This is a genomic window from Pantoea stewartii subsp. stewartii, assembly GCF_008801695.1.
Classification (GTDB): domain Bacteria; phylum Pseudomonadota; class Gammaproteobacteria; order Enterobacterales; family Enterobacteriaceae; genus Pantoea; species Pantoea stewartii.
Genome location: NZ_VZPF01000031.1, coordinates 23,150 through 45,096 on the forward strand (window position 1 = coordinate 23,150; position 21,947 = coordinate 45,096).

Consider the following 21,947-nt stretch of genomic DNA (forward strand, 5'->3'; position numbering starts at 1 on the left):
GATATGAGGACATCGTAATGAAAACAGTCAATGCCATTTACACTTTGCGTGACCTGGCGGAACAGGATCTTGAACGCGCCGCCGTGCTGTTAGGCGATATGCGGCGTGGCCAGCAGGCTGCAAACGAGCAGCTCAGTATGTTGCTTGACTATCAGGATGAATACCGCAACAAGCTGAACAGCGACATGTCCAGCGGTATTGCCAGCAACCGCTGGACGAACTATCACCAGTTCATTCAGACGCTGGAAAAAGCCATTGAGCAACACCGCAGTCAGTTGCAGCAATGGAATCAACGGCTTGAACAGGCACTGGTTAACTGGCGTGAAAAACAACAACGCCTCAATGCCTATCAGACGCTGATTACCCGGGCAGAAGAAAATGCATTACGACAAGAAAACCGTCTCGACCAGAAACGGATGGATGAATTTGCCCAACGGGCTGCACTGAGGAAAGGCGAATGATTACGCTGCCAAACATTGCGTTGACAACGAAAACAACCGGCACCGCTGAAACATCGGGGACTACCGATCTGCTGAGCGGTGGCGAGGCGCTACCGAAGGACTTTATCACTACGCTGGGAAATCAGTTGCTTTCCCTGGCGAAACTGCACAGTAAAACCACGGTTGCAGCAGAAAAAAATAGCGTCGCTGATGACGACAGCAAGGTTGCCACGTCGTTGAATGCATTGATCTCTTCGCTGGAAAACCCGACTGCACTCAGTGCGCTGTTTAAACCGGAAAATATTAAAGCCGGTACAAAATCAGCCGATGATAAGGGTGACGCGAAAGAGGCCGCGCTGAACAGCAGCGATATGCAAAATATTCAGGCGCTGTTTGCCATGTTACCAGCAACCGGCTTGCAACAGGCCGTGAAAGACAGCACGACGACGCGTGACGTGGATATGCAACGCGATGCCGGACCGCGTTCTGCCTTATCGGCACTGACGCAGGCGGTGACCACGGCACTGAGCGGTGATGACAAAGACGCGAAAAACAGCAAGGTGCAGGATGGCGGTCTCCTGGCCAGTAACGTTGACCAGGCCAGCCGTGGGGTAACGCCCGCAGCCACGACGCAAACCGCATCGACACCGGCACAGTTGACTACAGACGCCAGTTTTCAGCAGATACTGAGCAGCGTCAACAAGCAGGATGAGCGTCCGATAAACGCTGCAGCCAGCGATAATCAGACGATGATTGCCGCGCCGATAACCAGCGCCAGCAGCGTTATGCAACCCTTCACGGCCTCTGCGTCGATGAACACGCCGTCTACGCCGATGCTGAATGCCCACCTGGGTAGCAATGAATGGCAGCAGGCCCTGAGTCAACAAATTGTGATGTTCAGTCGTAACGGCCAGCAGAATGCGGAGTTACGCCTGCATCCAGAAGATCTCGGTGCGATCCAGATCAGCCTGAAACTGAATAACGATCAGGCACAGTTAAATATGGTTTCAGGTCACAGCCATGTCAGGGCTGCACTGGAAGCCGCGCTTCCTCAGCTGCGCACTGCGCTGGCTGAAAATGGTATTAACCTGGGTGAGAGTCAGGTCAGCAGTGACAGTTTCGCGCAAGGGCAAAGCTTCCAGCATCAGCAGGAGGGGCGTCGCGACGGACAGCACGGCAGCTTCTCTCTGACCCAGGACAGTGATAACGACATCACGCCGATTGCCGTACCGCAGGCTCTTCAGGCCCGGTTAAACGGTAAGGGCGCCGTCGACACCTTTGCCTGACAGCGACAAACGCTGAAGGTAAGCGTAAAACCCGTGTCTTTTCTTGCCATTGTTTGACTTAAGACACGCGATAATCTGTTCAGGTGAGCCGAGAGGCTCGCCCATAATTCACAGGAAGTAACTGCTAAAATGTCTGATAACGCGAAAGCTAAAGGTCGCAAACGTAAAATCCTGATTCCAGTGTTGCTGATCGTAACGCTGGCCGCTTGCAGCGTGGCAGGCTATGCAGTCTGGCGAATAATGAATAAACATGAGGGCGATAAGCCGGAGGTCGCGAAAGTTGAACCGCCTCCCGCCCCGGTCTTTTTTGCACTTGATACATTTACGGTTAACCTGGTCAATCCCGACAACGATCCAGACCGTGTACTGTACGTAGGGTTTACTCTGCGTCTGCCGGATGAAGAAACGCGTCGTCGGATGAGTGACTATCTGCCTGAGGTTCGCAGTCGTCTGTTACTGCTGCTTTCTCGCCAGAGCGCTGCTGCGCTGGCGACAGAGCAAGGAAAGCAAGCGCTTGTTGAGCAAATCAAACAGGCGCTGGCACCACCGCTGGTGAAAGGTCAACCTCCGCAGGTCGTAGACGACGTACTGTTTACCGCCTTCATTTTGAGGTGAATCAATGGGCGACAGCATTCTCTCCCAGGCTGAAATTGACGCGCTATTAAACGGCGACAGTGGCAGCGCGGAAGAAGAAAAGAAACAAAACGGGCCAGAGGGCGATATTCGCCCTTATGATCCCAATACCCAGCGCCGCGTGGTGCGCGAGCGTTTACAGGCGCTGGAAATTATTAACGAGCGTTTTGCCCGTCATTTCCGTATGGCGCTGTTTAACCTGCTGCGCCGTAGCCCGGATATCAGCGTGGGCGCGATCAAGATTCAGCCATACCATGAGTTTGCCCGCAACCTGCCGGTGCCAACGAACCTGAACCTGATCCACCTGAAACCGCTGCGCGGCACGGCTCTGGTCGTGTTTTCACCGAGCCTTGTATTTATTGCCGTTGATAACCTTTTTGGCGGAGATGGGCGTTTTCCGACTAAAGTAGAAGGACGTGAGTTCACGCATACCGAGCAACGCGTCATTCGTCGTATGCTGAAACTGGCGCTTGATGGCTACAGCGATGCGTGGAAAGCGATTTATCCTCTGGATGTCGAGTACGTCCGTTCGGAAATGCAGGTGAAGTTCACCAACATCACCACATCGCCTAACGATATCGTCGTCAACACACCGTTCCAGGTCGAGATTGGCAACCTTGTCGGTGAGTTCAACATCTGTATTCCGTTTTCGATGATTGAACCTTTGCGTGAAATGCTGGTGAATCCGCCGCTGGAAAACTCGCGGTCAGAAGATACACACTGGCGGGACAATCTGGTGAAGCAGGTTCAGCATTCTGAACTGGAACTGATTGCCCATTTTGCTGAAACGTCGTTGCGTCTGTCACGCGTGTTGCAGCTGAAACCCGGCGATGTCCTGCCGATTGAAAAACCCGAGCGCATTATTGCCCACGTGGACGGTGTGCCTGTTTTAACCAGCCAGTACGGTACACTTAACGGTCAGTATGCGCTGCGTGTAGAACATTTGATTAACCCGATTTTGAATTCGCTTAACGAGGAACAGCCCCATGACTGACAGCAAGAAACCGTCCGATGACACCATCTCTGCGGACGATCTGTGGGCTGAAGCAATGAATGAGCAGGTGGGCTCTGGTGCCAGCACCTCACAGAGTGATGACGTTTTCAAATCGTTTGAAAGCAGCAACACTTCAGGCTCATTGCAGGATATTGACCTGATTATGGATATCCCGGTAAAACTGACTGTGGAACTGGGCCGCACCAAGATGACCATCAAAGAACTGCTGCGTCTGACACAGGGTTCTGTGGTCTCACTGGATGGTCTCGCAGGCGAGCCGCTGGATATCCTGATTAACGGTTACCTGATTGCGCAGGGTGAAGTCGTGGTCGTTAACGACAAATATGGTGTGCGTATCACCGACATCATTACGCCTTCAGAACGTATGCGCCGTCTGAGCCGTTAATATGAATAACCAGAATCATACTGTCCAACCGGCTACGCCGCAGACGCCCGCCATCTCAGCGGGCTCTGTACTGACTCAGGTAAGTGGTGTTCTGGTTGTTATTATCCTGTTGATTCTGGCATGCGCCTGGCTGGCCCGTCGTATGGGCTTTGCGCCGAAAAAAGTCGGCAGCCGTGAGCTGACGCTCACGGCCAGTGTCCAGGTCGGTCAGCGCGAGCGCGTCGTCATCGTTGATACGCCAGATGCCCGTCTGGTACTGGGCGTAACGGCACAGCAAATTACCCACCTGCATACGTTGCCACCGGGTTCACCCGATGTAGACACCGCGGAAAAGGCAGCACCGCAGGATTTTCGTCAGTTATTACAGAATCTGGTTAAATGTCCCGGAAAAAACCCATGATGCGTCGACTGCTCCCTCTTCTGCCGCTGCTGTTGCTGGCACCGGTTGCTCACGCCCAGTTACCAGGCCTGGTAAGCCAGCCATTAGCCAATGGTGGCCAGAGCTGGTCACTTCCGGTACAAACGCTGGTATTTATTACCTCGTTGACGTTTCTGCCGGCCATTCTGTTAATGATGACCAGCTTCACCCGCATCATTATTGTTTTTGGTCTGCTGCGTAATGCGCTGGGCACGCCCTCTGCGCCGCCCAATCAGGTATTACTGGGCCTGACGCTCTTTTTAACTTTTTTTATTATGGCACCTACCTTTGATAAAATTTATCAGGATGCCTATCTACCTTTCAGTCAGGATAAAATCAGTATGGATGTGGCCATTGATAAAGGCGCACAACCCCTGCGTGAATTTATGCTGCGTCAAACGCGTGAAGCTGACTTAGCGTTATTTGCCCGTCTGGCAAATACGCCTCCCATTGTCGGGCCGGAAGCCGTGCCGATGCGTATTTTATTACCTGCTTATGTGACCAGTGAATTAAAGACCGCCTTCCAGATTGGATTTACCGTCTTTATTCCTTTTTTAATTATTGACCTTGTCGTGGCCAGCGTATTAATGGCGCTGGGTATGATGATGGTGCCGCCGGCAACCATCGCCCTGCCCTTTAAATTAATGTTATTTGTTCTGGTGGATGGCTGGCAGTTGCTGGTTGGATCGCTGGCACAAAGTTTCTATTCCTGATCTTGTGAGTGGCACAGGAGATATTCATGACACCTGAATCGGTAATGGTAATGGGCCAGGAGTCGATGCGCGTCGCGTTGCTGCTGGCCGCTCCGATGCTGCTGGCCGCCCTGGTCAGCGGTTTACTGGTGAGCTTGCTTCAAGCAGCGACCCAGATTAATGAACAAACGCTGTCTTTCATTCCTAAGATTATTGCGGTGGCGGCCACGGGCGTCGTTGCCGGTCCCTGGATGTTAAACGTCTTGCTGGATTATATCCGCACCGTTTTTTCTAACCTGCCCTATATCATCGGCTGATGATTACGCTCGACAGCAGCCAGCTTGTTCACTGGATAAGCCAGTTTTTCTGGCCGATGGTGCGCATTCTGGCGCTGATTGCGACAGCGCCGGTATTGAGTGAGCGCGCCATCAGCAAACGGGTGAAAATCGGCCTGGCGGCCATGATCACCTGGTTGCTGGTCCCGCTGTTACCGCCGGTGAACGTCACCCTGTTTTCGCCGGCCGGTTTCATGCTGCTGATTCAGCAAATGCTGATTGGTATCGCCATTGGTTTTACGATGCAGTTTGCCTTTGCAGCTGTCCGGGCGGCCGGTGAACTGATTGGTTTGCAGATGGGTCTGTCATTTGCGACGTTTTTTGATCCCGCCAGTCGGCTTAATATGCCGGTCCTTGCGCGTTTTCTCGACATGCTGGCCATGTTACTGTTTTTATCCTTCAACGGTCATTTGTGGCTTATCTCACTGTTGGCGGACAGTTTTCATACACTTCCTGTAGGTGGAACACCACTTGAAGCTAATGCTTTTATGGCGCTTGCAAAATCAGGCGGCATGATTTTCCTTAATGGCATGATGTTAGCGTTACCCTTGATCGTTCTGCTACTCACGCTAAACATGGTCCTGGGTTTGTTAAACCGTCTTTCACCACAGTTATCAATCTTCGCGATCGGCTTCCCGATTACCTTATCAGTCGGCATTTTGACGATTAGCCTGCTGATGCCCCTTCTCGCCCCGTTCTGTGAGCACCTGTTCGGCGAAATATTTGATCTTCTGGCCCAGTTCCTCACCGAACTGTCCCCCTCCTGAACATTAAGTATCTAACTATTTTTTCTTTTCCATACTTAAGAAATTCACAACTATCCGGGCATTTTTCAAACCATATTTTCCAGAAATCAACTAAGGATATTCTGATAAATGTGCGATAAGTCTTAAAATAATTCTTATTAAACCGCGCATCGCGTATTTTAGTCGGGCGGTACACAGAGTCATCGACAGGGTTGTTTTGGTGATAAAATCGGCAATGCATTGAAATTAAACAAGAAAAAATATTGTGTGATTTTTCTTGTCAGAAAATGTTTTTTCCGGCATTGTCAACTCACTCTTCAGCCTTACACTTTCGTGAAACAAATGTTTTTAAGACTTGTCCTATCAGAAAACTCTGGGTTTTCAGCGATAGTGACATTGCTCCCAAAAACGGTGTTTCGCGCCGGTACGACTTTACATCAATACCCGATGTGGATTCGACGCCAGGTGTGGGGCCAGAGTAAGAAAAAATTTTGCAGAACGGGTCAAGGAAGAAGACTTTTACGGGCGTTTGCCCGTTGCCACGCTGCATCAGCAGAATAAAAAAAAGCGCTTTGGAAATCTTCTCGTACCGCAACGCGTAATTCATCGTTGATTTAAACGGATAACAAATTGGTGAGGGTCGCTAACATGCCAACGATTATTATGGATTCCTGCAACTACACACGCCTGGGATTATCGGACTATATGTCTTCTAAAGGAGTGAAGAAGAAAAATATTACTTCTGTCTCCGATATTGAGCAATTACAGCAAAGATGTGAGCAGTTGAAACCAGGTGTTGTGTTTATTAATGAAGACTGTTTCATTCACGAAACCGACTCAAGCGAGCGCATTCGCAGCATTATTAATCAGCATCCAGAAACACTGTTTTTTTATTTTTATGGCCATCAGTAATATTCATTTTGAAGAATATCTGTATGTCCGAAAAAATTTAATTATTACGTCGAAAGCCATTAAACCTTCAACGCTGGATTCTCTCCTTAGCACGTATTTGCAAAAGAAACTTAACATGTCTCCGCGTATTTCCTCAGGGCTGGACGTTCACCCTCTGACGTTGAGCCAGACTGAGTCAAATATGCTGAAAATGTGGATGTCGGGTCATGACACCATCCAGATATCCGACAAAATGCAAATTAAAGCGAAGACGGTCTCTTCCCATAAAGGAAACATTAAGCGGAAAATTAAAACGCACAACAAGCAGGTTATTTACCATGTCGTGCGCTTAACCGATAACGTGACCTCTGGTATTTACGTCAACGTAAGATAGTTTGCCGCCTCACAGAACTGGCCCAAAAGGCCGGTTTTTTTTAGTGATTAGCGATCAAGATCTCAATTTTCAGCATAAACCTTTTCCTGCTCCTGCCGATGTTTTTTTCATCAGGCCCCCTTAAGAGAGCAAGGAAATGAACACAACGCTGATTAATGAAGGACATCACAACGTCAGTTTTTGGCAAAATCTCAGACTGGTCCCGCTGTTTAGTTTGATTTTCGGCGGGATATTATTTTTGTTCGCACTCTGTATAGGCATTTCCAGCTACTTCCTCATCCTGAGTAATCAGTCGTTGAAAGATGCAACTGAGGAAATTCAGGTCCGCAACGGTCTGATCGACAGCTCCTCAAACCTCCGCTCTGCCCGACTGAATATCATCCAGGCCGGTGCGGCCGCGCGTATTGGTGAGATGGATGATTTCAATGCCAACCTTGCCGCAACGGATGAGCGTATTAAGCAGGCTGAAAATGGCCTCAACGTCTACCTGAACCGCAAGAATAAAACCCCCGAAGACGTCAGGCTGGACGAAGAGCTCACTACTCGCTTCAAAGAGTATGTTCAAAAAGGCCTGAAGCCGATGATTGACGCCGGTAAACAGGGCAGTTTCGAAAGCATCATTGCCCAGGAAACCGACACCACGCGTAAACTGGATAACGCTTATAACGCTGTGCTGGTCAAGGCGATCAAACTTCGGGATATCCGTTCTGATTTCATTAACGCCAAGGCTGCCGAACAGTCACGTATTGGTTTTATTTCCATGGGTGGTGCGTTTGTGGCTGCGCTGGTGCTGGTGCTGCTGACCTTTGTTTTTCTCCGTCGGGTCGTGATCACGCCTTTACGCAAATCGGTTGCCCATATCGAGCGTATCGCTCAGGGTGACTTAACCGCCCCTTCAGTACCGCACGGTCGTAACGAAATCGGCTTACTACTGGATAATCTGCAGCGCATGCAGGAATCGTTAGTCAGAACGGTCGGTTCGGTGCTTGAAGGCGCTATCGCCATTTATCAAGGCTCCAGTGAAATTTCAGCCGGTAACACCGACCTCTCCTCGCGGACGGAGCAGCAAGCCGCCGCCCTTGAGCAGACCGCAGCCAGCATGGAGCAGTTAACGGCGACGGTGAAACAGAACGCCGATAATGCGCACCATGCCAGCCAACTGGCAGCCGATGCATCAGATAAAGCACGCAACGGTGGCGACATGGTCAGTGGTGTAGTGAAAACCATGAACGATATTTCTGGCAGCTCGAAGAAAATTGCTGAGATCACCAATGTGATTAACAGCATCGCTTTCCAGACCAATATTCTGGCGCTGAACGCCGCCGTCGAAGCCGCGCGCGCAGGAGAGCAAGGGCGTGGCTTTGCGGTTGTTGCGAGTGAAGTCCGTAGTCTGGCACAACGCAGCGCCCAGGCCGCGAAGGAAATTGAATCCCTGATTGCCGAGTCTGTGAAGTTAGTCAGCAGTGGCTCGCATCAGGTTGGCGAGGCCGGCAGTACGATGGGTGAAATTGTCGAAGCGGTGCGTCGCGTGACCGATATCATGTCTGAGATTGCTGCCGCCTCGGATGAACAAAGCCGCGTTATTCAGCAGGTGAGCCAGGCGGTAACGGAAATGGATAACGTGACCCAGCAGAACGCCTCGCTGGTTGAAGAAGCCTCAGCGGCGGCGGCATCACTGGAAGATCAGGCGGGTAAACTGACGAAAGCGGTTTCCGCATTTCGCTTAGTCGACACACCGGTCGCGAAAACTCCCGATGTTAAAGACGTGGCACCGAAAGCGAGCTCACCCGTGCTACGTCCGGTAGCCACTACCTCTGGTCATGAAAACTGGGAAACGTTCTGACCCAAGCGGACGCCCCTGTCCTGTGACATGCGTGACAGGACAGATAAAAGTAAACGCCCGCGACATCCTCAGACATCGCGGGCGTTTTCATCAGACTGACCGATAATCAGGCGGGAACCCAGGGCTCGACAAAAACGCCGTCCCGGTGATTATTCTCGTTAAAAAACCAGATCCCCTGCGGGTAATCGTCCAGCGCCACCAAAAACATCGTCCCTTCGTTAAAAGGTTCTACCGCCAGGATCGTACCGATTCGCCGGGGTCCACCGTCGGTTTTAACGCTTACGCGATCGTCTACCTTCATCTGTTACTCTCCAGAAACGTTCCTGATAACAGTGTAATGGAAGCGTAGGACGAATGCAGGCATTAACGGCGGGCAATCACCCACACGGCATGGACGATGCCGGGAATGTAGCCGCACAAGGTCAGTAAAATGTTCAGCCAGAACGCGCCGCCAAAACCGACCTGCAGGAAAACGCCCAGTGGTGGAAGTAAAATAGCGATAAGAATTCGAAGTAAGTCCATAACCATTCCTTTAGGTACTGAGAAAAACCGTTTTGCTTACCAATATAGCCGTTTTCTGAAGGGTTACAGGAAAAGTCAGGTAAATCTGAGTCATGGTTTTTTTCGTTTTCCTGACACTTCACAGCCGGACGTTTAACACGAGAATCGTTACACTTCATTGCGTTGCTTTCCTACCCCAGGAAAACAACACACCCAAAGTAACAAGGATTATTTTGCCCGCGCAGCGCGGGCTTTTTTTTACCCTTCCCTGCTGTCAGCCCGCCGTTCTATACTCAGTATTCACGTTGCTCTTTGGAGGCAGACTATGACGCATTTTCTCGCTTCAGATGAAAACCAAAGTGATCGGGACAGTGAAATGGATGCGCTTCTTCATGCCATCCAGCGTGACACGGCAGGACAGGTACAGGACTATTTTTCGCCTCAGGTTGCGCAGACTGAAAAAAATGCTGGCGGGCCGACAGCCCCGTGCCGTGAACCTGCGGAGGGCTTTGTTGAATAATAGGTAATCATTCTGTTTTGTCTGCACTGTTTTGGTAGAAAACGCTGATGCCAGACAGAACACCGTCATACGCAAGCATGTAACGCATTGATTTTATGTTATCTGAAACAACCGTTTTCATAGTACCACAGCATAAAATCCATTTATTCAACAAAGCCCCTGCGGAGCAGTGTGAGATGGACATTCACGATTGCCGCTACAGTGAGATCAATCGCTAGCGGGATCGCTCGCCGGGCGGAATAGCAGGCAAAAAAATACCCGGCACAGGCCAGGCAAGTATTCAAATCGTTACACCAGGGAAGACATACTGCTTTCTCAGAGTAGCTGTTCCGGTAATGAAAACAAGCTTCTGCGATGCACGTTTCGCTCATCTTATTCTGCTCCTGCCCTCCTCCTGCCTACGCAAGCCGCAGCGCGCGCGCCATGCGTCGTGCACATTCTGACCGCTCCCGCTTTTTGTCCTATCGGGTTTTAAGAATCCTCCTGGTTCTGTCTGCATGAGTACGGAACCTCGAGCCTTTTCAGGACTCAACTACACTAAACAGATGCCGTGGCTAACGTGAGCCGTGTGGAGGAGACCTTGATGCCCAACCTGAATGAATCGCTGATGATCGTGACCGACCTCGATGGATCGCTGCTTGACCACCACGACTACAACTGGGATGCCGCCACAACATGGCTGGAGACCTTCAGCCAGCATCAGGTTCCTGTGGTGATTTGCTCCAGCAAGACGGCGGCGGAAATTCTGCCGTTACAACGAAAAATCGGGATTAGCGGTACGCCGTTTATCGCCGAAAACGGCGCGGTTCTCTACTTCCGCGAGGACAAACCCGTTCGTATCCCTGACGATAAGCTGAACTACGTCGCCATCTGTCGGATTCTTAGCGCGATGAAACAGCAGTTCCGCTTTAGCGGCTTTCAGGATTTTAGCGACAGCGACGTGTCGGCAATGACAGGTTTACCGGAAGCCGAGGCCGCGCTCGCCCGCCAGCGCGATGCTTCCGAAGTTATCGTCTGGCGCGATACCGACGAGGCGTTAGACCGTTTTCGCCATGCGCTGGCTGACTACCATTTGACGCTTACCCAGGGCGGCCGCTTCTGGCACGTGATGCCGGCCCGAAGCGGAAAAGGCCATGCCCTGCATAAATTATTGTCGCATTACAGCCATCAGGATCTGATCACGATTGGACTGGGTGATGGCCCTAACGATGCACCTATGCTCGATGCGGTCGATTATGCCATCGTGATTAAAGGCTTCAGCAAAAACCCTGTCACGTTAACGCGTAATGATGGGCAGGTTTATCATACAACGCATCACGGCCCTGAAGGCTGGCGCGAAGGTCTGGACCATTTTTTAACGCAGCCATGAACGGCTGTGGTTCCTCGGGCAACCCCATAAGGATGATGCAATGAGTGATTTCTTTCAGAATGGCGTAATTACTAACTTTCATAATCTCACGCACCGCAGCGTCGAATCGCTGGAAAAAGAGATGGTGCGTTTTGCGCGTAAACGCAAAATGGGGTTAATTCTGCCCTCCCTGTTTTCTGAGCTGGAAGGACCGGCACTGAGCAAAATCGTCGATGAACTGGCAAAAGTGCCGTATCTGAATGAAATTGTCATCGGCCTTGACCGGGCCGATCGCGATCAGTTCCTCCATGCCCGCGAGTTCTTTTCTCGCCTGCCGCAGCGCCATCGGATCTTATGGAATGATGGTCCCCGCCTGAAGGCGATCGACGCGGAACTGGACAAAGAAGGTTTGTCGCCGACGAATCCGGGCAAAGGGCGTAACGTCTGGTTCTGCACCGGCTATACGCTGGCCTCCGACCGCACCAGCTGTGTCGCGCTACACGATTGCGATATTGTTACCTATGAGCGCGGTATGCTGGCACGTCTGCTTTATCCGCTGGCGAATCCCGCGTTTCAGTATGAGTTTTGTAAAGGATTTTATGCGCGTGTCGCCGACGGCAAACTCAATGGTCGCATGGGCCGTTTATTAGTCGGGCCGCTGCTGCGTTCCCTGCAAAAAGTGTATGGTCACTCGGAGTACCTTGATTACCTCTCCAGTTTCCGTTACCCGCTCTCCGGCGAGTTCGCCATGCGTACTCATGTCCTTAACGGGATTAAAATTCCGGGTGACTGGGGCCTGGAGATTGGCGTGCTCTCCGAGATCTATCGCAATTACACCACACGCCAGTCGTGCCAGGTTGAGATTGCGGATAATTATGACCACAAGCATCAGCCGCTGGCAGAGGATGACGGAACAGGCGGCCTGAAGCGCATGAGCAACGATATTGTTCAGTCTCTTTTACGTAAACTTGCCACCATGGGCGTGCCGCTCACCAGCGACTCCTTCCGCGTGCTGAAAGCCACCTACTATCGCAATGCGTTAGATATGATGGAAATCTACAATCATGAGGCCGCCATGAACGGACTGAAATTCGATCAGCACGTGGAAGAGGCTGCGGTCGAGATGTTTACCCAGGCTATCCTGGATGCGGGTCAGTCCTTTATAGAACGCCCAAATGACAAGCCGTTTATCCCAAGCTGGAGTCGGGTTCAGTCTGCCTTCCCGGATATTCTGCAACGAATTTACAAGGCGGTAGAAGAGGATAATGACGGTAACGTTTAGCGTGCCATAGGTGGAAGACAGGCTATTACGTGACGTGATGCCTGGAAGGAAGACAGACAGACGGGCCAGGTGTACAACACCGGCCCGGTCATCTGCAATCAGGACGTTAACTGCGGTTGTGACTCACGGGTGTGGCTGAGCTCGTCTGTCCGAAACGCCTCGCTTCTGACCGCATAACCATCATACCAGCGGTACTCTACCATGCCGCTGGCATGACCGGTCACCACCATCGTTTGCCCGCCGTCCTTATGCTGCACTTCATCACTGATTGCAAAAACCATGTTGCGCCCTCTTTATCCATTGACATTAATTCTTAATATTTATTTATAGCATGGTAAAAAAGTTGCTGCTGTTAAGGCGCGCAGAAAAAGGGCAAATTCAGAATAAAGTAGAAGGTTATCCTGGAAAGGAATAAAGCGGATAAGAGGCTATCCGCTTCAGAGGGAGGATGAATCAGATTTTGCAACCTTCGCAATCCGCTTCGTCACTCAGGTCGTCAGGCACTTCGGCCGCCTTTTTTTCTGCCTTGGCTTCGGCCTGCTCTAACTGAGCATCTATATCGAATTCAAACATATCGTCGCTCATTGTTTTCTCCCCAGAACGCGTAAAAGAAGGCGCTGTTATACCGATTACCCACGCAGTTTGGCAATAAGGTTAACCACTAAAAGCACGATCGACCCAATGATAAAACCAATCACCAGGTTAGCGCCGTTACTCAGCAGCCCTGACACCAGCCCGCTAAACGGAGCGATAGCATTTTCAATAAAGTGGTGCAAAGGCGTTATCCCGTGAACAATGATGCCCCCTCCCACCAGGAACATGGCCAGCGTGCCCACCACGGTTAATATTTTCATCAGCCAGGGTGCCGCGGCCAGCAGCACGGCACCAACTGACTGGGCCACCCGTGACGATTTTTGCTTTAACCAGAATCCCAGATCATCGATTTTCACGATGCCCGCCACAATACCGTAAACGCCAATCGTGACCAGAATGGCAATGCCCGCCAGGATCAGAACCTGATTCAGCAGCGGTGCTTCCGAAACGATGCCCAGCGTAATCGCGACGATTTCGGCGGACAAAATGAAATCGGTGCGCACAGCCCCTTTAACCTTTTTCTTTTCAAATTCACGCGGGTCCTGCTTTGCCAGATTATCCAGACGCTGCTGACGGGCCTCTGGTGAATTTTGCTGCTTGTCGTGTTGCAGGCTGTGCAGCACTTTCTCGACACCTTCATAACAAAGGTAAGCGCCGCCAATCATCAACAGCGGCGTGATTAACCACGGCGCAAATGCCGAGATAATCAGCGCCAGCGGCACCAAAATCAGCTTGTTCAGAAACGAGCCTTTGGCCACGCCCCACACGACCGGCAGTTCGCAATTGGCTTTTACGCCACTGACCTGTTGCGCATTCAGTGACAGATCGTCACCCAGAACGCCCGCCGTCTTCTTTGCCGCGACTTTGCCCATTACAGAGATATCATCCAGCAGCGTGGCGATATCATCCAGCAACGTTAATAAACTGGTTCCTGCCAAAATATGTCCCTTATTCGGTCATCGACAACGACTTACATCGCAAACAGTGGAAGCCTCATCCTCGACGAAGCCCAACGGCATACGATGCGTGCGTTGTGACTATTCCGGTTCGTTATGTTGACAACATGGGCATCGTTCGATTTCCGTTACCGTCATCTCTGCGATGCCCTCACAATCCCATTCGACGCGCACCGCTTGCCCAGCCAGTCCTTCGCTATGCAGGTATTTACTGACCGGGCTTTCCGTCATGCCGGTAATTTCTTCCGTGGCCACCAGCGTTTCGCCCACATAAATTCTGGCGGTGGCTTTGGTATTCACCATGCGCTCATCACGAATCTGGTAGAGACGTTTAACCGTCAGTTTTATGCTGCTCATCTCGGTCTCCCGGTCACGGAAAAGCGTCTATCTAACATGTTATGTTACTGATGGGCAAGGCCCGATCATTCCTGCTCACGATAATGATGAATGCCCTGATGATCGATTTCAGCACTGTCATTCATCACCAGTAACCACTCTTCCAGTCGTTCAAGCAACGCGTCGTCGTCGAGACGGAGTTTGCCACGCAGTGCACATTCCCAGATGATGAGAACCTTCCAGCCGCTCTCACGTAACTGCCGGACATAGCGATGGTCTCGTTCGACGTTGCTGTTAATCTTGCCTGTCCAGAACTCGGTGCGCGTGGCGGGTATCTTAAACAAATAGCAGTGATGACGATGCCAGAAGCAGCCGTGCACAAAGATAATGGCCTGATGAGCGGTCAGGACAAAATCAGGCCGCCCTGGCAGGTTTTTGTCCTGAACCCGGTAAGTGAATCCGCGATCTTTAAGCAACAGTGCGATGCGTTGCTCAATCGCAGTGTCCTGCTGGCGAATAGCGCGCATGTTTTTGCTGCGCGTTTCGCTGGAGTGAACGTCGGCCATAGCATCTCCTTAAAGGCTACTCTTTCAACTTTAGTCGCCGTCCTGAAAAGCGAAAGCCACCTGGACAAAAGCGGCCATTTTTTTGGCGCTTCCGGACGGTAATCACGCGTCCGGTGCTACCTGTCCAGACTTTTACACTCGCGTGTTTTGCAGCCCACCGCCGCCGCGTCAGGCGGATTTCCTCATCGGGCAAGGAGTGATAGCATAGGCGCTTCACTGTTAAGGATATTTGCATGCACGCCGTCGCAACCGCTGAACCTCTTCTTTCTGCAGATCTGCATTCCGATGAACTGAATCTGTTACACCAGGTCCTGTCGATCTATTCCGTCAGGGATATCGTTGCCCGACTGCATCAGGCCGGCTTTGCGCACTGGTCACCGACGCTCATCAACCGTATTCGTCAGGGTAAAAGCACGCTGCCCGCACTGAGCACTGCGGAGCGGGATCTGTTCGAGCGCTTATTGCCGTCTCGTCCTGCGCATTATGATGCACCTGCGTTTCGTTTTGTTGATCTGTTCGCCGGCATCGGGGGGATTCGTCGCGGATTTGAGCGCATTGGTGGAAAATGTGTCTTTACCAGTGAGTGGAATAAAGAGGCGATTCGCACGTACCGGGCCAACCATTACAGCGATCCGCTTGAGCACCACTTCAATACCGATATCCGCCAGGTCACGCAGCCTGCCGGGCTATACGATGAAACAGCGATCTACTCCTCCATTGATGCAGCCATCCCCGATCATCAGGTGCTGCTGGCAGGCTTTCCTTGTCAGCCCTTTTCGCTGGCTGGCGTCAGTAAGAAGAATGCATTGGGTCGGGCGCATGGGTTCGAATGCCAGGCGCAGGGTACGCTGTTTTTTGATGTAGCACGCATTCTTGCCGCCAAAAAACCGCCCTTCTTCGTGCTGGAGAACGTGAAGAACCTAAAAAGCCATGACAAAGGCCGGACCTTTGCCATCATCATGGATACGCTGGATGAACTGGGCTATGCCGTCGCGGATGCCGATGCCAGTGCACCGGATCCGAAAGTGATTGATGCCCGCCATTTCTTGCCTCAACACCGCGAGCGTATTGTGCTGGTGGGCATTCGACGGGACATTGCCGGCTGCGAGAATTTTACCCTGCGCGACATCAAACGCTTTTTCCCTGCCCAGGTGCCCAGCCTGCAAAGTTTGCTGGAAGCCGCACCTGATGATAAGTACATCCTGTCGCAGGTGCTGTGGCGTTATCTGTATCAGTATGCCAAAAAGCATAAAGCGCTGGGGAATGGCTTTGGCTTTGGTCTGAACGATCCGCGCAATCTGCAGTGCTGCGTGCGCACCCTGTCTGCCCGCTACTATAAAGATGGCTCTGAGATTTTGATCGATCGCGGCTGGGACGCGGATAAAGGCGAGCGTGATTTCCTTGATGCCACCAATATGGCGCATCGTCCCCGTCGTCTTACGCCTCGTGAATGCGCACGCATCATGGGCTTCGATGATGCCGGCAGTGAGCCTTTTCGCATTCCGGTCTCTGACACGCAAGCGTATAAACAGTTTGGTAATTCCGTTGTCGTCCCCGTTTTTGCCGCCGTGGCGCAGCTTCTCCTGCCCTACATCAGCGATTTACAGCATAAAACACGCTAAAAGTTGCGCTTAGGCGCAACCTTTCTCCTCTTTTCCCGCTGCCAGGCGATATTGTCACAACCTCGTCATACAAGCCCAGAATACTGCTGCTTTTTCACTTGATGGGTAGAATGATGTCACCTCTCACGTTGTTATCCCTGCGCAGTCTGAAGCGTCGCTATCGCGTCAAACTGCCCCCGGTGCCCACCTGGCTTACCAGCCTGCGCGGCAATTTTATGCTGTTCGTTGTGCTGTTTTGTTTGCTGCAATCCATCGGGATTGTTCTGCTGACCGCGCAGGTCAGCCATACCAAAGTGAACCTGACGCAGGCGAGTGCCATGCGCGACCGGCTGGCGCTGCTCGATCACGCTCGCATAGAGCTGCTGACGGCCAGCGATAACAGTCACCGGGCAGGCATTTATCTGATGGAAGATCAGAAAAGTGGATCGGTGGACAGTTGGAAGAGCCTGGCGGAAACCGCAAAATCCTCACTCGTGCATGCAGAACAGCTGTTTGCTCAGTACCATGCCGTTCCCAAGGGGGAGCTTGAGCAGGGTTTCATGATGTTAACCCAGGGCCTTGAAGAGCAGCTTAAAGGCCTGGAAGCCAATAATATCGATGCGTTCTTTATGGTGCCGATGCAGGCTTATCAGCAGCAGTTTAACAGCGCCTGGTTTAACGAAATCACCCAGGCCAACAAACAGCTTTCTGCCGTCAACAACCTGACACTGGAGACGCTGACCACCAGCCGTAACCTGTCGCTGCTGGTCACAGGGCTGCTGTTTACGCTGTTGCTGACGGGTGGGGTTTTGCTGCTGCGCGGCGTGATTATTCCTTTAAGACTGGCCAGCCGCCAGCTGCAGGCTATCGCCACTGGCGACTTAGTCAGTTGCCCGCAACCGCCTCGTCTGCAATCGTTAGAAACCGCCGGATTGTTTAACGCGGTGGCGGATATGCGGCAAGGGCTGCGCACCATTGTGGCAGAAATTAATACCATAGCCGCCAGCGTGGCGGAGGGCGCGCGGGAAATGCAGCATACCAATGACCAGGTAAGCGAGCACTATAAGGTGCAAAACAGCAGCTTTAGTCATATTTCACAGCGCCTGCATCGTGTCTCGGAAGAGGTTGAAAACAGTACGCTGTTTTCGCAACAGGCCGCACAGCAGGCACATGTCGCGGATGAACTGATGCAGCAGTGCGCCAGTCAGGTCGATGAAATGGAGGTGCAGATGCGCCACATCGTCGATTCCTCAGGGGAAATCGCCGGCATTGTCGAGCTGCTGGACGGTCTTTCACTGCAAACGCGTCTGCTGGCGTTGAATGCGGCGATTGAATCAGCGCATGCAGGGGTTTATGGACGCAGCTTTAGCGTCGTGGCAAAAGAGATGGGTACCCTGTCGAATAAAAGCGGCGAGTCGGCACAGCAAATTAACGGGCTGGTGAACAATACACAGCTGCATATTTCTGAGGGATTCAACAAGGTGAAGTCACTGGAAGCCTTGTTTTACCAAATCAGCCAGTCGGTCAGCGCCGTGGTCACCCAGTTAAAAGAACTGGAGGAAAACGCCACAGCACAAAGTCGCCGCGTGTCTGGCATTGCCGCCGAAGTGGTGGCGCTGGACAAGGAACTGCATACTAACGAGGGGCTTACGGCGCGGCAGGTACGCACCGCCGATACCTTACAACATCAGGCTTCACGCCTGGCCGAAAGCGCGCAACAATTTCGCATTGCCGTCTGAATACGCGCTCTGAATAAAAAAGCCGCCTTTATCAAAGGCGGCTTTCATCGCGAGAACACCGATAACCATTATTTCTTTTTCTTACTCTGTTTCTTAAGCAGCGTACGCAGTTGTTTAATTTCGCTGGAACTTAAAGCATCCGACGCGCCTTCTTCCGTGTTCTGACTGTCGATGGCGGGCTGAGAAGGTGCTTCGAGGCTGGCCTGCAGACGTTGCACGATCTCCTGACTCATTGATACCTGGTTTTCAAGCGCCAGCTGTTTAATGTGTTCTTTCAATGCAGGATCAATTTTAATCGTCAAATTAACAGTTTCGGTCATTTCCTCACTCCTTTTTTGTTATTGCTTCCACGCTACCGGATGACTGTATCGATTCCTATACTGTCATAAAAATTTAATATTCCGCGTGTAAGGGACTAAAATCACGAAGTACTGCCTCATCCAGACTAACCAGATTACCCTGCAGCTCAGCACACAACTTGGCCATATAGCGTACCAGGAAGTCCGCGTTGTGTTCTGCGAGTCTCCGCCCTGCTTCGGTTTGCATCGTTTCAGGCAACCGTAACAGCTTGGTTTGAAAGTGATCCAGTGTCCATTCCACATCATTAAGTTCACGCGCTTTCCCCAGCGGGTCTTCACTGTTGAACAGAGGACGGTTCATCGTACCGGCCGTGTAAAACACCCGGGCCAGCCCGATTGCACCCAGCGATTCCAGCCGATCGGCATCCTGAACGATTTTCGCTTCAGGGGTTTCGGGCGTGATGGCCGCGCTAAAACTGTGTGCCTGAACCGCGTGCATCACTCCACCGATTAATTCGGCAGGAAAATCCGTAAAGTCCTGCTGCAGGATACGCTGCGTTTCGCTGGCGGCGTAAGTGGAAGCCTTATTACGTTCAGGATGGTTTTTCGGTAAATTCACCACATCATGAAAGTAGCAGGCAGTCAGGACGATCAGGGGGTCGGCAGATGTACCTGCCATAATGCGCTGCGCGCTCATCCAGACCCGACGTAAATGCGCAATATCGTGTGCGCCATCATCATGAATCCAGTTTTTTTCAAACCAGGTTTCATAGCGAGCCTGCCAAAGTGCAAGTGACATAATCTTTTCCTGTAAGGGTTATTTTCGTCTCAATTGACGACCTGTTACGCGTATAGGCTTTGTCATCATAACGAATGGCTAATGACATTTTCTTTACATCGCTAAGGAAAAAGCCGGTCGGGACCTTTAAATTCCTCTTAAAAATGAGACGCTGATCATTTTTATGGCAATTTGCTACCAGGAAAGCAGCCATTTGCTGCTTTTTCAGCCTTGACTGATTCAGTTTTAGGCAGGATGCCTAGTTTAATATTAATAATGATTACTCAGCGCTATTTTATCTCAGAGTGAGGGAATTAATGTCATAATAAAAATGTAAAAAACAATAAAAGCGGCGAAAATTATAGATGGATAAATCTGAAAAGGTTCCTATTTTTGCCGATATAACGTACTGTATTCTCACTATCAGATGTCCGGTAATACGCGTTAACAGCAGTGCTGATGATTTTTTATCCACACCTGTCCGGTGGATTAAAAATCATCACAACTGAGCGAACCACACGGTGGCCAATTACCAGGAATAATGATTTATATTTTTTATGATATTGCCACCATTTAGGTGCCCTTTTTGTTTCAGCAGTAACCGGGATCGACTAATAAAAAGAGGTAATCCATGAAAGAGCGGCCGATTCTTTTTTCCGAACAGCGGGTCCGAGCCCTGCTGGTTGGCCAACAAACCCAAACCCGGCGCATAATGAAAACGCAGGCTTTTGGTCCAGGCCAGGATCATCATGAAGGGGTACATGCCTTTGATGTACAGGCTAATCACCTGCACGGTGACAAAATGATGGCCATGAACGACATTCGTTATCATTGTCCTTACGGCATGCCTGGCGACAAGCTCTGGGTCCGCGAAACCTGGCGTGGCCCCATCGTGCCTGAACATGCGCTGGCGGATTATGAACGCGATCCCACCCCGTTTCGCTCGCCGGACTTTTGCCAGTACCGGGCGGACAGCAATGAACTGGGCCAACATACGTCAGGCGGACCGGACGCCGAGCAGTTTGGCTGGCCAACAGCCATTCATATGCCGCGCTGGGCAAGCCGCATCGACCTGATTATTACGGATGTGCGCGCAGAGCAGATTCAGGATATTAGTGAAGACGACATTATGGCGGAAGGTGTGCAGACCGACTCGCACTTCCTGAACAACTTCTTTACCATGAACGTCAATTCTGAACTGCCTAAAGAAGCCTATCGCAAAGCCTGGCAAAAACAGTACGGGGCAACCAGCTGGCAGGTTAACCCGTGGGTTTGGGTTATTGAGTTCGAGCGTGCCACGCGCGAATCAACTTAGCCTGCGCTTTGTGGGCTGAATCACAGACAATTTCCTTGCTAACAGGTTGAATATTGCTCCTTCATCCCTGAAGCCTGACGATGCCAGCATGCCGTTTTGATGCTGGCATTTTACTGTCTGGTCGCTCAGGGTTCTGCAATTGCAGCATTCAGTGCGGAACCAACGATGTTTAAATGGCCATGGAAAACACACAGCAATACGGATCTGACTGACCTGCCCTGGCAGGCCGGGCTGACACAGCCGATTTTTACCCTCCTCAACCACGATGAACGTCAGTCGCTGCAGGCCATGGCTCAGCATTTTCTGCAGCAAAAAAAACTGGTTCCGCTTGAAGGCTGTCAGCTTGATACGCTGCGTACCGTGCGCATTGCTTTGCTGTTCTGCCTGCCGGTGCTGAAGCTGGGGCTCGACTGGCTGGACGGCTTTCACGAAGTGCTCATTTATCCCGAGCCTTTCAATGTGGATCGCCTGTGGCAGGATGAGCATGGCCTGGTCCATCACGCCCCTGCCGTCCATGCCGGGCAAAGCTGGACGCAAGGGCCGGTCGTGCTCAACTGGCTGGATATTCAGGACTCCTTCGATCTTTCCGGCTACAACCTGGTCATTCATGAAGTGGCGCACAAACTGGATGCGCGCGGTAGCGGTTATACCAGCGGCGTGCCAATGATGCCGCTACGTGAGGTTGCCCAATGGGAAAAAGATTTGCGTAGCGCGATGGCCGGGATTGAACATGAAGTGGAAAGTGTCGGTGAGCAGGCCGCCAGCATCGATCCTTATGCCGCCAGCGATCCGGCAGAGTGTTTCGCGGTATTATCCGAGTATTTTTTTACGGCCCCGGCCCTGCTGGCGGAGCGTTTCCCGGCCATGTACCGTCATCTTCAGCACTTTTATCAGCAGGACCCGTTAAGCAGAACAGGAGCCGCTCACGACTAAATCGCCTGCTTTGCAGACGCATTGCTTTAAAGCTAGCCAGTTGAATGCTAAACGCTTTTATACTGTTGACACCCTGAGCCGACCTCGTTACTATTCGCCTC

Annotated in this window: 26 protein-coding genes and 1 pseudogene; 18 read left to right on the top strand and 9 right to left on the bottom strand. The window is 51.6% G+C overall.

The features are described from left to right. Positions 1-17 precede the first annotated feature (17 nt). From fliJ to F7Q90_RS11070, 11 genes and pseudogenes are all read left to right on the top strand, one after another. Positions 18-461 (top strand): flagellar export protein FliJ, encoded by a 444-nt coding sequence (gene fliJ, locus F7Q90_RS11020; RefSeq protein ID WP_006119568.1) that lies wholly within the window; start codon positions 18-20, stop codon positions 459-461. After that, positions 458-1,726, top strand: coding sequence for a flagellar hook-length control protein FliK (locus F7Q90_RS11025; RefSeq protein ID WP_006119570.1), 1,269 nt, complete (start codon positions 458-460; stop codon positions 1,724-1,726). Before fliJ ends, F7Q90_RS11025 begins: the two co-directional genes overlap by 4 nt. Before the next feature lie 129 nt (positions 1,727-1,855). After that, on the top strand, positions 1,856-2,341 hold the full coding sequence (gene fliL, locus F7Q90_RS11030; protein ID WP_006119574.1) for a flagellar basal body-associated protein FliL: 486 nt from the start codon (positions 1,856-1,858) through the stop codon (positions 2,339-2,341). Positions 2,342-2,345: 4 nt separating this feature from the next. Beyond that, positions 2,346-3,353 (top strand): flagellar motor switch protein FliM, encoded by a 1,008-nt coding sequence (gene fliM, locus F7Q90_RS11035; protein ID WP_006119575.1) that lies wholly within the window; start codon positions 2,346-2,348, stop codon positions 3,351-3,353. Then, entirely contained in the window at positions 3,346-3,759 is a 414-nt protein-coding gene (gene fliN, locus F7Q90_RS11040) for a flagellar motor switch protein FliN (RefSeq protein WP_006119577.1), read from the top strand. Before fliM ends, fliN begins: the two co-directional genes overlap by 8 nt. A gap of 1 nt (position 3,760) precedes the next feature. Beyond that, complete coding sequence (gene fliO / locus F7Q90_RS11045) at positions 3,761-4,159, top strand: flagellar biosynthetic protein FliO (protein WP_006119578.1); 399 nt, start codon at positions 3,761-3,763, stop codon at positions 4,157-4,159. Beyond that, positions 4,159-4,890 carry a flagellar type III secretion system pore protein FliP gene (gene fliP / locus F7Q90_RS11050; RefSeq protein ID WP_033742230.1) on the top strand — a complete coding sequence of 244 codons (732 nt, stop codon included), beginning with the start codon at positions 4,159-4,161 and terminating at the stop codon, positions 4,888-4,890. Before fliO ends, fliP begins: the two co-directional genes overlap by 1 nt. 26 nt (positions 4,891-4,916) lie before the next feature. Beyond that, positions 4,917-5,186 carry a flagellar biosynthesis protein FliQ gene (fliQ, locus tag F7Q90_RS11055; protein ID WP_006119581.1) on the top strand — a complete coding sequence of 90 codons (270 nt, stop codon included), beginning with the start codon at positions 4,917-4,919 and terminating at the stop codon, positions 5,184-5,186. Further along, a complete protein-coding gene (fliR, locus tag F7Q90_RS11060) occupies positions 5,186-5,971 on the top strand; it encodes a flagellar biosynthetic protein FliR (protein ID WP_006119583.1) in 786 nt (261 codons plus the stop codon). Before fliQ ends, fliR begins: the two co-directional genes overlap by 1 nt. 627 nt (positions 5,972-6,598) lie before the next feature. Next, positions 6,599-7,235: pseudogene (gene rcsA / locus F7Q90_RS11065) on the top strand (transcriptional regulator RcsA). 136 nt (positions 7,236-7,371) lie between these two features. Beyond that, positions 7,372-9,078: a methyl-accepting chemotaxis protein gene (locus F7Q90_RS11070; protein WP_006119585.1), complete on the top strand. Its 1,707-nt coding sequence runs from the start codon at positions 7,372-7,374 to the stop codon at positions 9,076-9,078. Positions 9,079-9,184: 106 nt separating this feature from the next. Here the strand turns inward: F7Q90_RS11070 and dsrB are convergent, their stop codons facing one another. Both dsrB and F7Q90_RS11080 read right to left on the bottom strand, forming a co-directional pair. After that, positions 9,185-9,379, bottom strand: coding sequence for a protein DsrB (gene dsrB / locus F7Q90_RS11075; protein WP_006119586.1), 195 nt, complete (start codon positions 9,377-9,379; stop codon positions 9,185-9,187). 62 nt (positions 9,380-9,441) lie between these two features. Further along, positions 9,442-9,600 carry a YqaE/Pmp3 family membrane protein gene (locus F7Q90_RS11080; RefSeq protein WP_006119587.1) on the bottom strand — a complete coding sequence of 53 codons (159 nt, stop codon included), beginning with the start codon at positions 9,598-9,600 and terminating at the stop codon, positions 9,442-9,444. 304 nt (positions 9,601-9,904) lie between these two features. Between F7Q90_RS11080 and F7Q90_RS11085 the strand changes: the two genes are divergently transcribed. The 3 genes from F7Q90_RS11085 to F7Q90_RS11095 all read left to right on the top strand — a co-directional run bounded on the left by F7Q90_RS11085 (position 9,905) and on the right by F7Q90_RS11095 (position 12,729). Next, positions 9,905-10,099, top strand: coding sequence for a DUF2525 domain-containing protein (locus F7Q90_RS11085; protein ID WP_006119588.1), 195 nt, complete (start codon positions 9,905-9,907; stop codon positions 10,097-10,099). A 583-nt stretch (positions 10,100-10,682) separates the two neighbouring features. Then, the gene (locus F7Q90_RS11090; RefSeq protein WP_006119589.1) at positions 10,683-11,468 is read left to right on the top strand and encodes a mannosyl-3-phosphoglycerate phosphatase-related protein; all 786 of its coding nucleotides are present in this window, start codon (positions 10,683-10,685) and stop codon (positions 11,466-11,468) included. 40 nt (positions 11,469-11,508) lie between these two features. After that, positions 11,509-12,729 (top strand): glycosyltransferase family protein, encoded by a 1,221-nt coding sequence (locus tag F7Q90_RS11095; protein ID WP_006119590.1) that lies wholly within the window; start codon positions 11,509-11,511, stop codon positions 12,727-12,729. A gap of 98 nt (positions 12,730-12,827) precedes the next feature. Here the strand turns inward: F7Q90_RS11095 and F7Q90_RS11100 are convergent, their stop codons facing one another. The 5 genes from F7Q90_RS11100 to F7Q90_RS11115 form a co-directional block, all read right to left on the bottom strand. Next, the gene (locus F7Q90_RS11100; RefSeq protein ID WP_006119591.1) at positions 12,828-13,010 is read right to left on the bottom strand and encodes a hypothetical protein; all 183 of its coding nucleotides are present in this window, start codon (positions 13,008-13,010) and stop codon (positions 12,828-12,830) included. A gap of 172 nt (positions 13,011-13,182) precedes the next feature. Continuing rightward, a complete protein-coding gene (locus F7Q90_RS27625; RefSeq protein WP_006119592.1) occupies positions 13,183-13,314 on the bottom strand; it encodes a hypothetical protein in 132 nt (43 codons plus the stop codon). A gap of 44 nt (positions 13,315-13,358) precedes the next feature. After that, positions 13,359-14,261: a DUF808 domain-containing protein gene (locus F7Q90_RS11105; RefSeq protein ID WP_006119594.1), complete on the bottom strand. Its 903-nt coding sequence runs from the start codon at positions 14,259-14,261 to the stop codon at positions 13,359-13,361. A gap of 99 nt (positions 14,262-14,360) precedes the next feature. Beyond that, positions 14,361-14,636 carry a hypothetical protein gene (locus F7Q90_RS11110; RefSeq protein ID WP_006119595.1) on the bottom strand — a complete coding sequence of 92 codons (276 nt, stop codon included), beginning with the start codon at positions 14,634-14,636 and terminating at the stop codon, positions 14,361-14,363. 65 nt (positions 14,637-14,701) lie between these two features. Beyond that, a complete protein-coding gene (locus tag F7Q90_RS11115) occupies positions 14,702-15,181 on the bottom strand; it encodes a very short patch repair endonuclease (protein WP_006119596.1) in 480 nt (159 codons plus the stop codon). A gap of 233 nt (positions 15,182-15,414) precedes the next feature. Between F7Q90_RS11115 and dcm the strand changes: the two genes are divergently transcribed. Both dcm and F7Q90_RS11125 read left to right on the top strand, forming a co-directional pair. Further along, positions 15,415-16,803 carry a DNA (cytosine-5-)-methyltransferase gene (dcm, locus tag F7Q90_RS11120; RefSeq protein WP_006119597.1) on the top strand — a complete coding sequence of 463 codons (1,389 nt, stop codon included), beginning with the start codon at positions 15,415-15,417 and terminating at the stop codon, positions 16,801-16,803. 101 nt (positions 16,804-16,904) lie between these two features. Beyond that, positions 16,905-18,521, top strand: a complete 1,617-nt coding sequence (locus tag F7Q90_RS11125) for a methyl-accepting chemotaxis protein (RefSeq protein WP_044242116.1) — start codon at positions 16,905-16,907, stop codon at positions 18,519-18,521. A gap of 68 nt (positions 18,522-18,589) precedes the next feature. Here the strand turns inward: F7Q90_RS11125 and F7Q90_RS11130 are convergent, their stop codons facing one another. Both F7Q90_RS11130 and F7Q90_RS11135 read right to left on the bottom strand, forming a co-directional pair. Further along, positions 18,590-18,841, bottom strand: coding sequence for an Arc family DNA-binding protein (locus F7Q90_RS11130; protein ID WP_006119599.1), 252 nt, complete (start codon positions 18,839-18,841; stop codon positions 18,590-18,592). Positions 18,842-18,914: 73 nt separating this feature from the next. Beyond that, positions 18,915-19,619 carry a phosphohydrolase gene (locus F7Q90_RS11135; protein ID WP_006119600.1) on the bottom strand — a complete coding sequence of 235 codons (705 nt, stop codon included), beginning with the start codon at positions 19,617-19,619 and terminating at the stop codon, positions 18,915-18,917. Between the two features lie 610 nt (positions 19,620-20,229). On the opposite strand from F7Q90_RS11135, the gene F7Q90_RS11140 reads away from it, so the two are divergent. Both F7Q90_RS11140 and mtfA read left to right on the top strand, forming a co-directional pair. Next, positions 20,230-20,913 carry an ASCH domain-containing protein gene (locus F7Q90_RS11140; RefSeq protein ID WP_006119601.1) on the top strand — a complete coding sequence of 228 codons (684 nt, stop codon included), beginning with the start codon at positions 20,230-20,232 and terminating at the stop codon, positions 20,911-20,913. Positions 20,914-21,078: 165 nt separating this feature from the next. Continuing rightward, on the top strand, positions 21,079-21,846 hold the full coding sequence (gene mtfA / locus F7Q90_RS11145) for a DgsA anti-repressor MtfA (RefSeq protein WP_006119602.1): 768 nt from the start codon (positions 21,079-21,081) through the stop codon (positions 21,844-21,846). Positions 21,847-21,947: the final 101 nt, after the last annotated feature.

Coding starts and splice junctions, on each gene's coding strand:
- F7Q90_RS11095 (WP_006119590.1), top strand. CDS start 11,509: ATGAGTGATTTCTTTCAGAATGGCGTAATTACTAACTTTCATAATCTC.
- F7Q90_RS11100 (WP_006119591.1), bottom strand. CDS start 13,010: ATGGTTTTTGCAATCAGTGATGAAGTGCAGCATAAGGACGGCGGGCAA.
- F7Q90_RS11090 (WP_006119589.1), top strand. CDS start 10,683: ATGCCCAACCTGAATGAATCGCTGATGATCGTGACCGACCTCGATGGA.
- F7Q90_RS11140 (WP_006119601.1), top strand. CDS start 20,230: ATGAAAGAGCGGCCGATTCTTTTTTCCGAACAGCGGGTCCGAGCCCTG.
- F7Q90_RS11025 (WP_006119570.1), top strand. CDS start 458: ATGATTACGCTGCCAAACATTGCGTTGACAACGAAAACAACCGGCACC.
- F7Q90_RS11115 (WP_006119596.1), bottom strand. CDS start 15,181: ATGGCCGACGTTCACTCCAGCGAAACGCGCAGCAAAAACATGCGCGCT.
- fliO (WP_006119578.1), top strand. CDS start 3,761: ATGAATAACCAGAATCATACTGTCCAACCGGCTACGCCGCAGACGCCC.
- F7Q90_RS11125 (WP_044242116.1), top strand. CDS start 16,905: ATGGGTAGAATGATGTCACCTCTCACGTTGTTATCCCTGCGCAGTCTG.
- mtfA (WP_006119602.1), top strand. CDS start 21,079: ATGTTTAAATGGCCATGGAAAACACACAGCAATACGGATCTGACTGAC.
- F7Q90_RS11110 (WP_006119595.1), bottom strand. CDS start 14,636: ATGAGCAGCATAAAACTGACGGTTAAACGTCTCTACCAGATTCGTGAT.
- F7Q90_RS11070 (WP_006119585.1), top strand. CDS start 7,372: ATGAACACAACGCTGATTAATGAAGGACATCACAACGTCAGTTTTTGG.
- fliR (WP_006119583.1), top strand. CDS start 5,186: ATGATTACGCTCGACAGCAGCCAGCTTGTTCACTGGATAAGCCAGTTT.
- dcm (WP_006119597.1), top strand. CDS start 15,415: ATGCACGCCGTCGCAACCGCTGAACCTCTTCTTTCTGCAGATCTGCAT.
- F7Q90_RS11130 (WP_006119599.1), bottom strand. CDS start 18,841: ATGACCGAAACTGTTAATTTGACGATTAAAATTGATCCTGCATTGAAA.
- fliJ (WP_006119568.1), top strand. CDS start 18: ATGAAAACAGTCAATGCCATTTACACTTTGCGTGACCTGGCGGAACAG.
- fliQ (WP_006119581.1), top strand. CDS start 4,917: ATGACACCTGAATCGGTAATGGTAATGGGCCAGGAGTCGATGCGCGTC.
- fliM (WP_006119575.1), top strand. CDS start 2,346: ATGGGCGACAGCATTCTCTCCCAGGCTGAAATTGACGCGCTATTAAAC.
- F7Q90_RS11080 (WP_006119587.1), bottom strand. CDS start 9,600: ATGGACTTACTTCGAATTCTTATCGCTATTTTACTTCCACCACTGGGC.
- F7Q90_RS27625 (WP_006119592.1), bottom strand. CDS start 13,314: ATGAGCGACGATATGTTTGAATTCGATATAGATGCTCAGTTAGAGCAG.
- F7Q90_RS11135 (WP_006119600.1), bottom strand. CDS start 19,619: ATGTCACTTGCACTTTGGCAGGCTCGCTATGAAACCTGGTTTGAAAAA.
- fliP (WP_033742230.1), top strand. CDS start 4,159: ATGCGTCGACTGCTCCCTCTTCTGCCGCTGCTGTTGCTGGCACCGGTT.
- fliL (WP_006119574.1), top strand. CDS start 1,856: ATGTCTGATAACGCGAAAGCTAAAGGTCGCAAACGTAAAATCCTGATT.
- F7Q90_RS11085 (WP_006119588.1), top strand. CDS start 9,905: ATGACGCATTTTCTCGCTTCAGATGAAAACCAAAGTGATCGGGACAGT.
- fliN (WP_006119577.1), top strand. CDS start 3,346: ATGACTGACAGCAAGAAACCGTCCGATGACACCATCTCTGCGGACGAT.
- dsrB (WP_006119586.1), bottom strand. CDS start 9,379: ATGAAGGTAGACGATCGCGTAAGCGTTAAAACCGACGGTGGACCCCGG.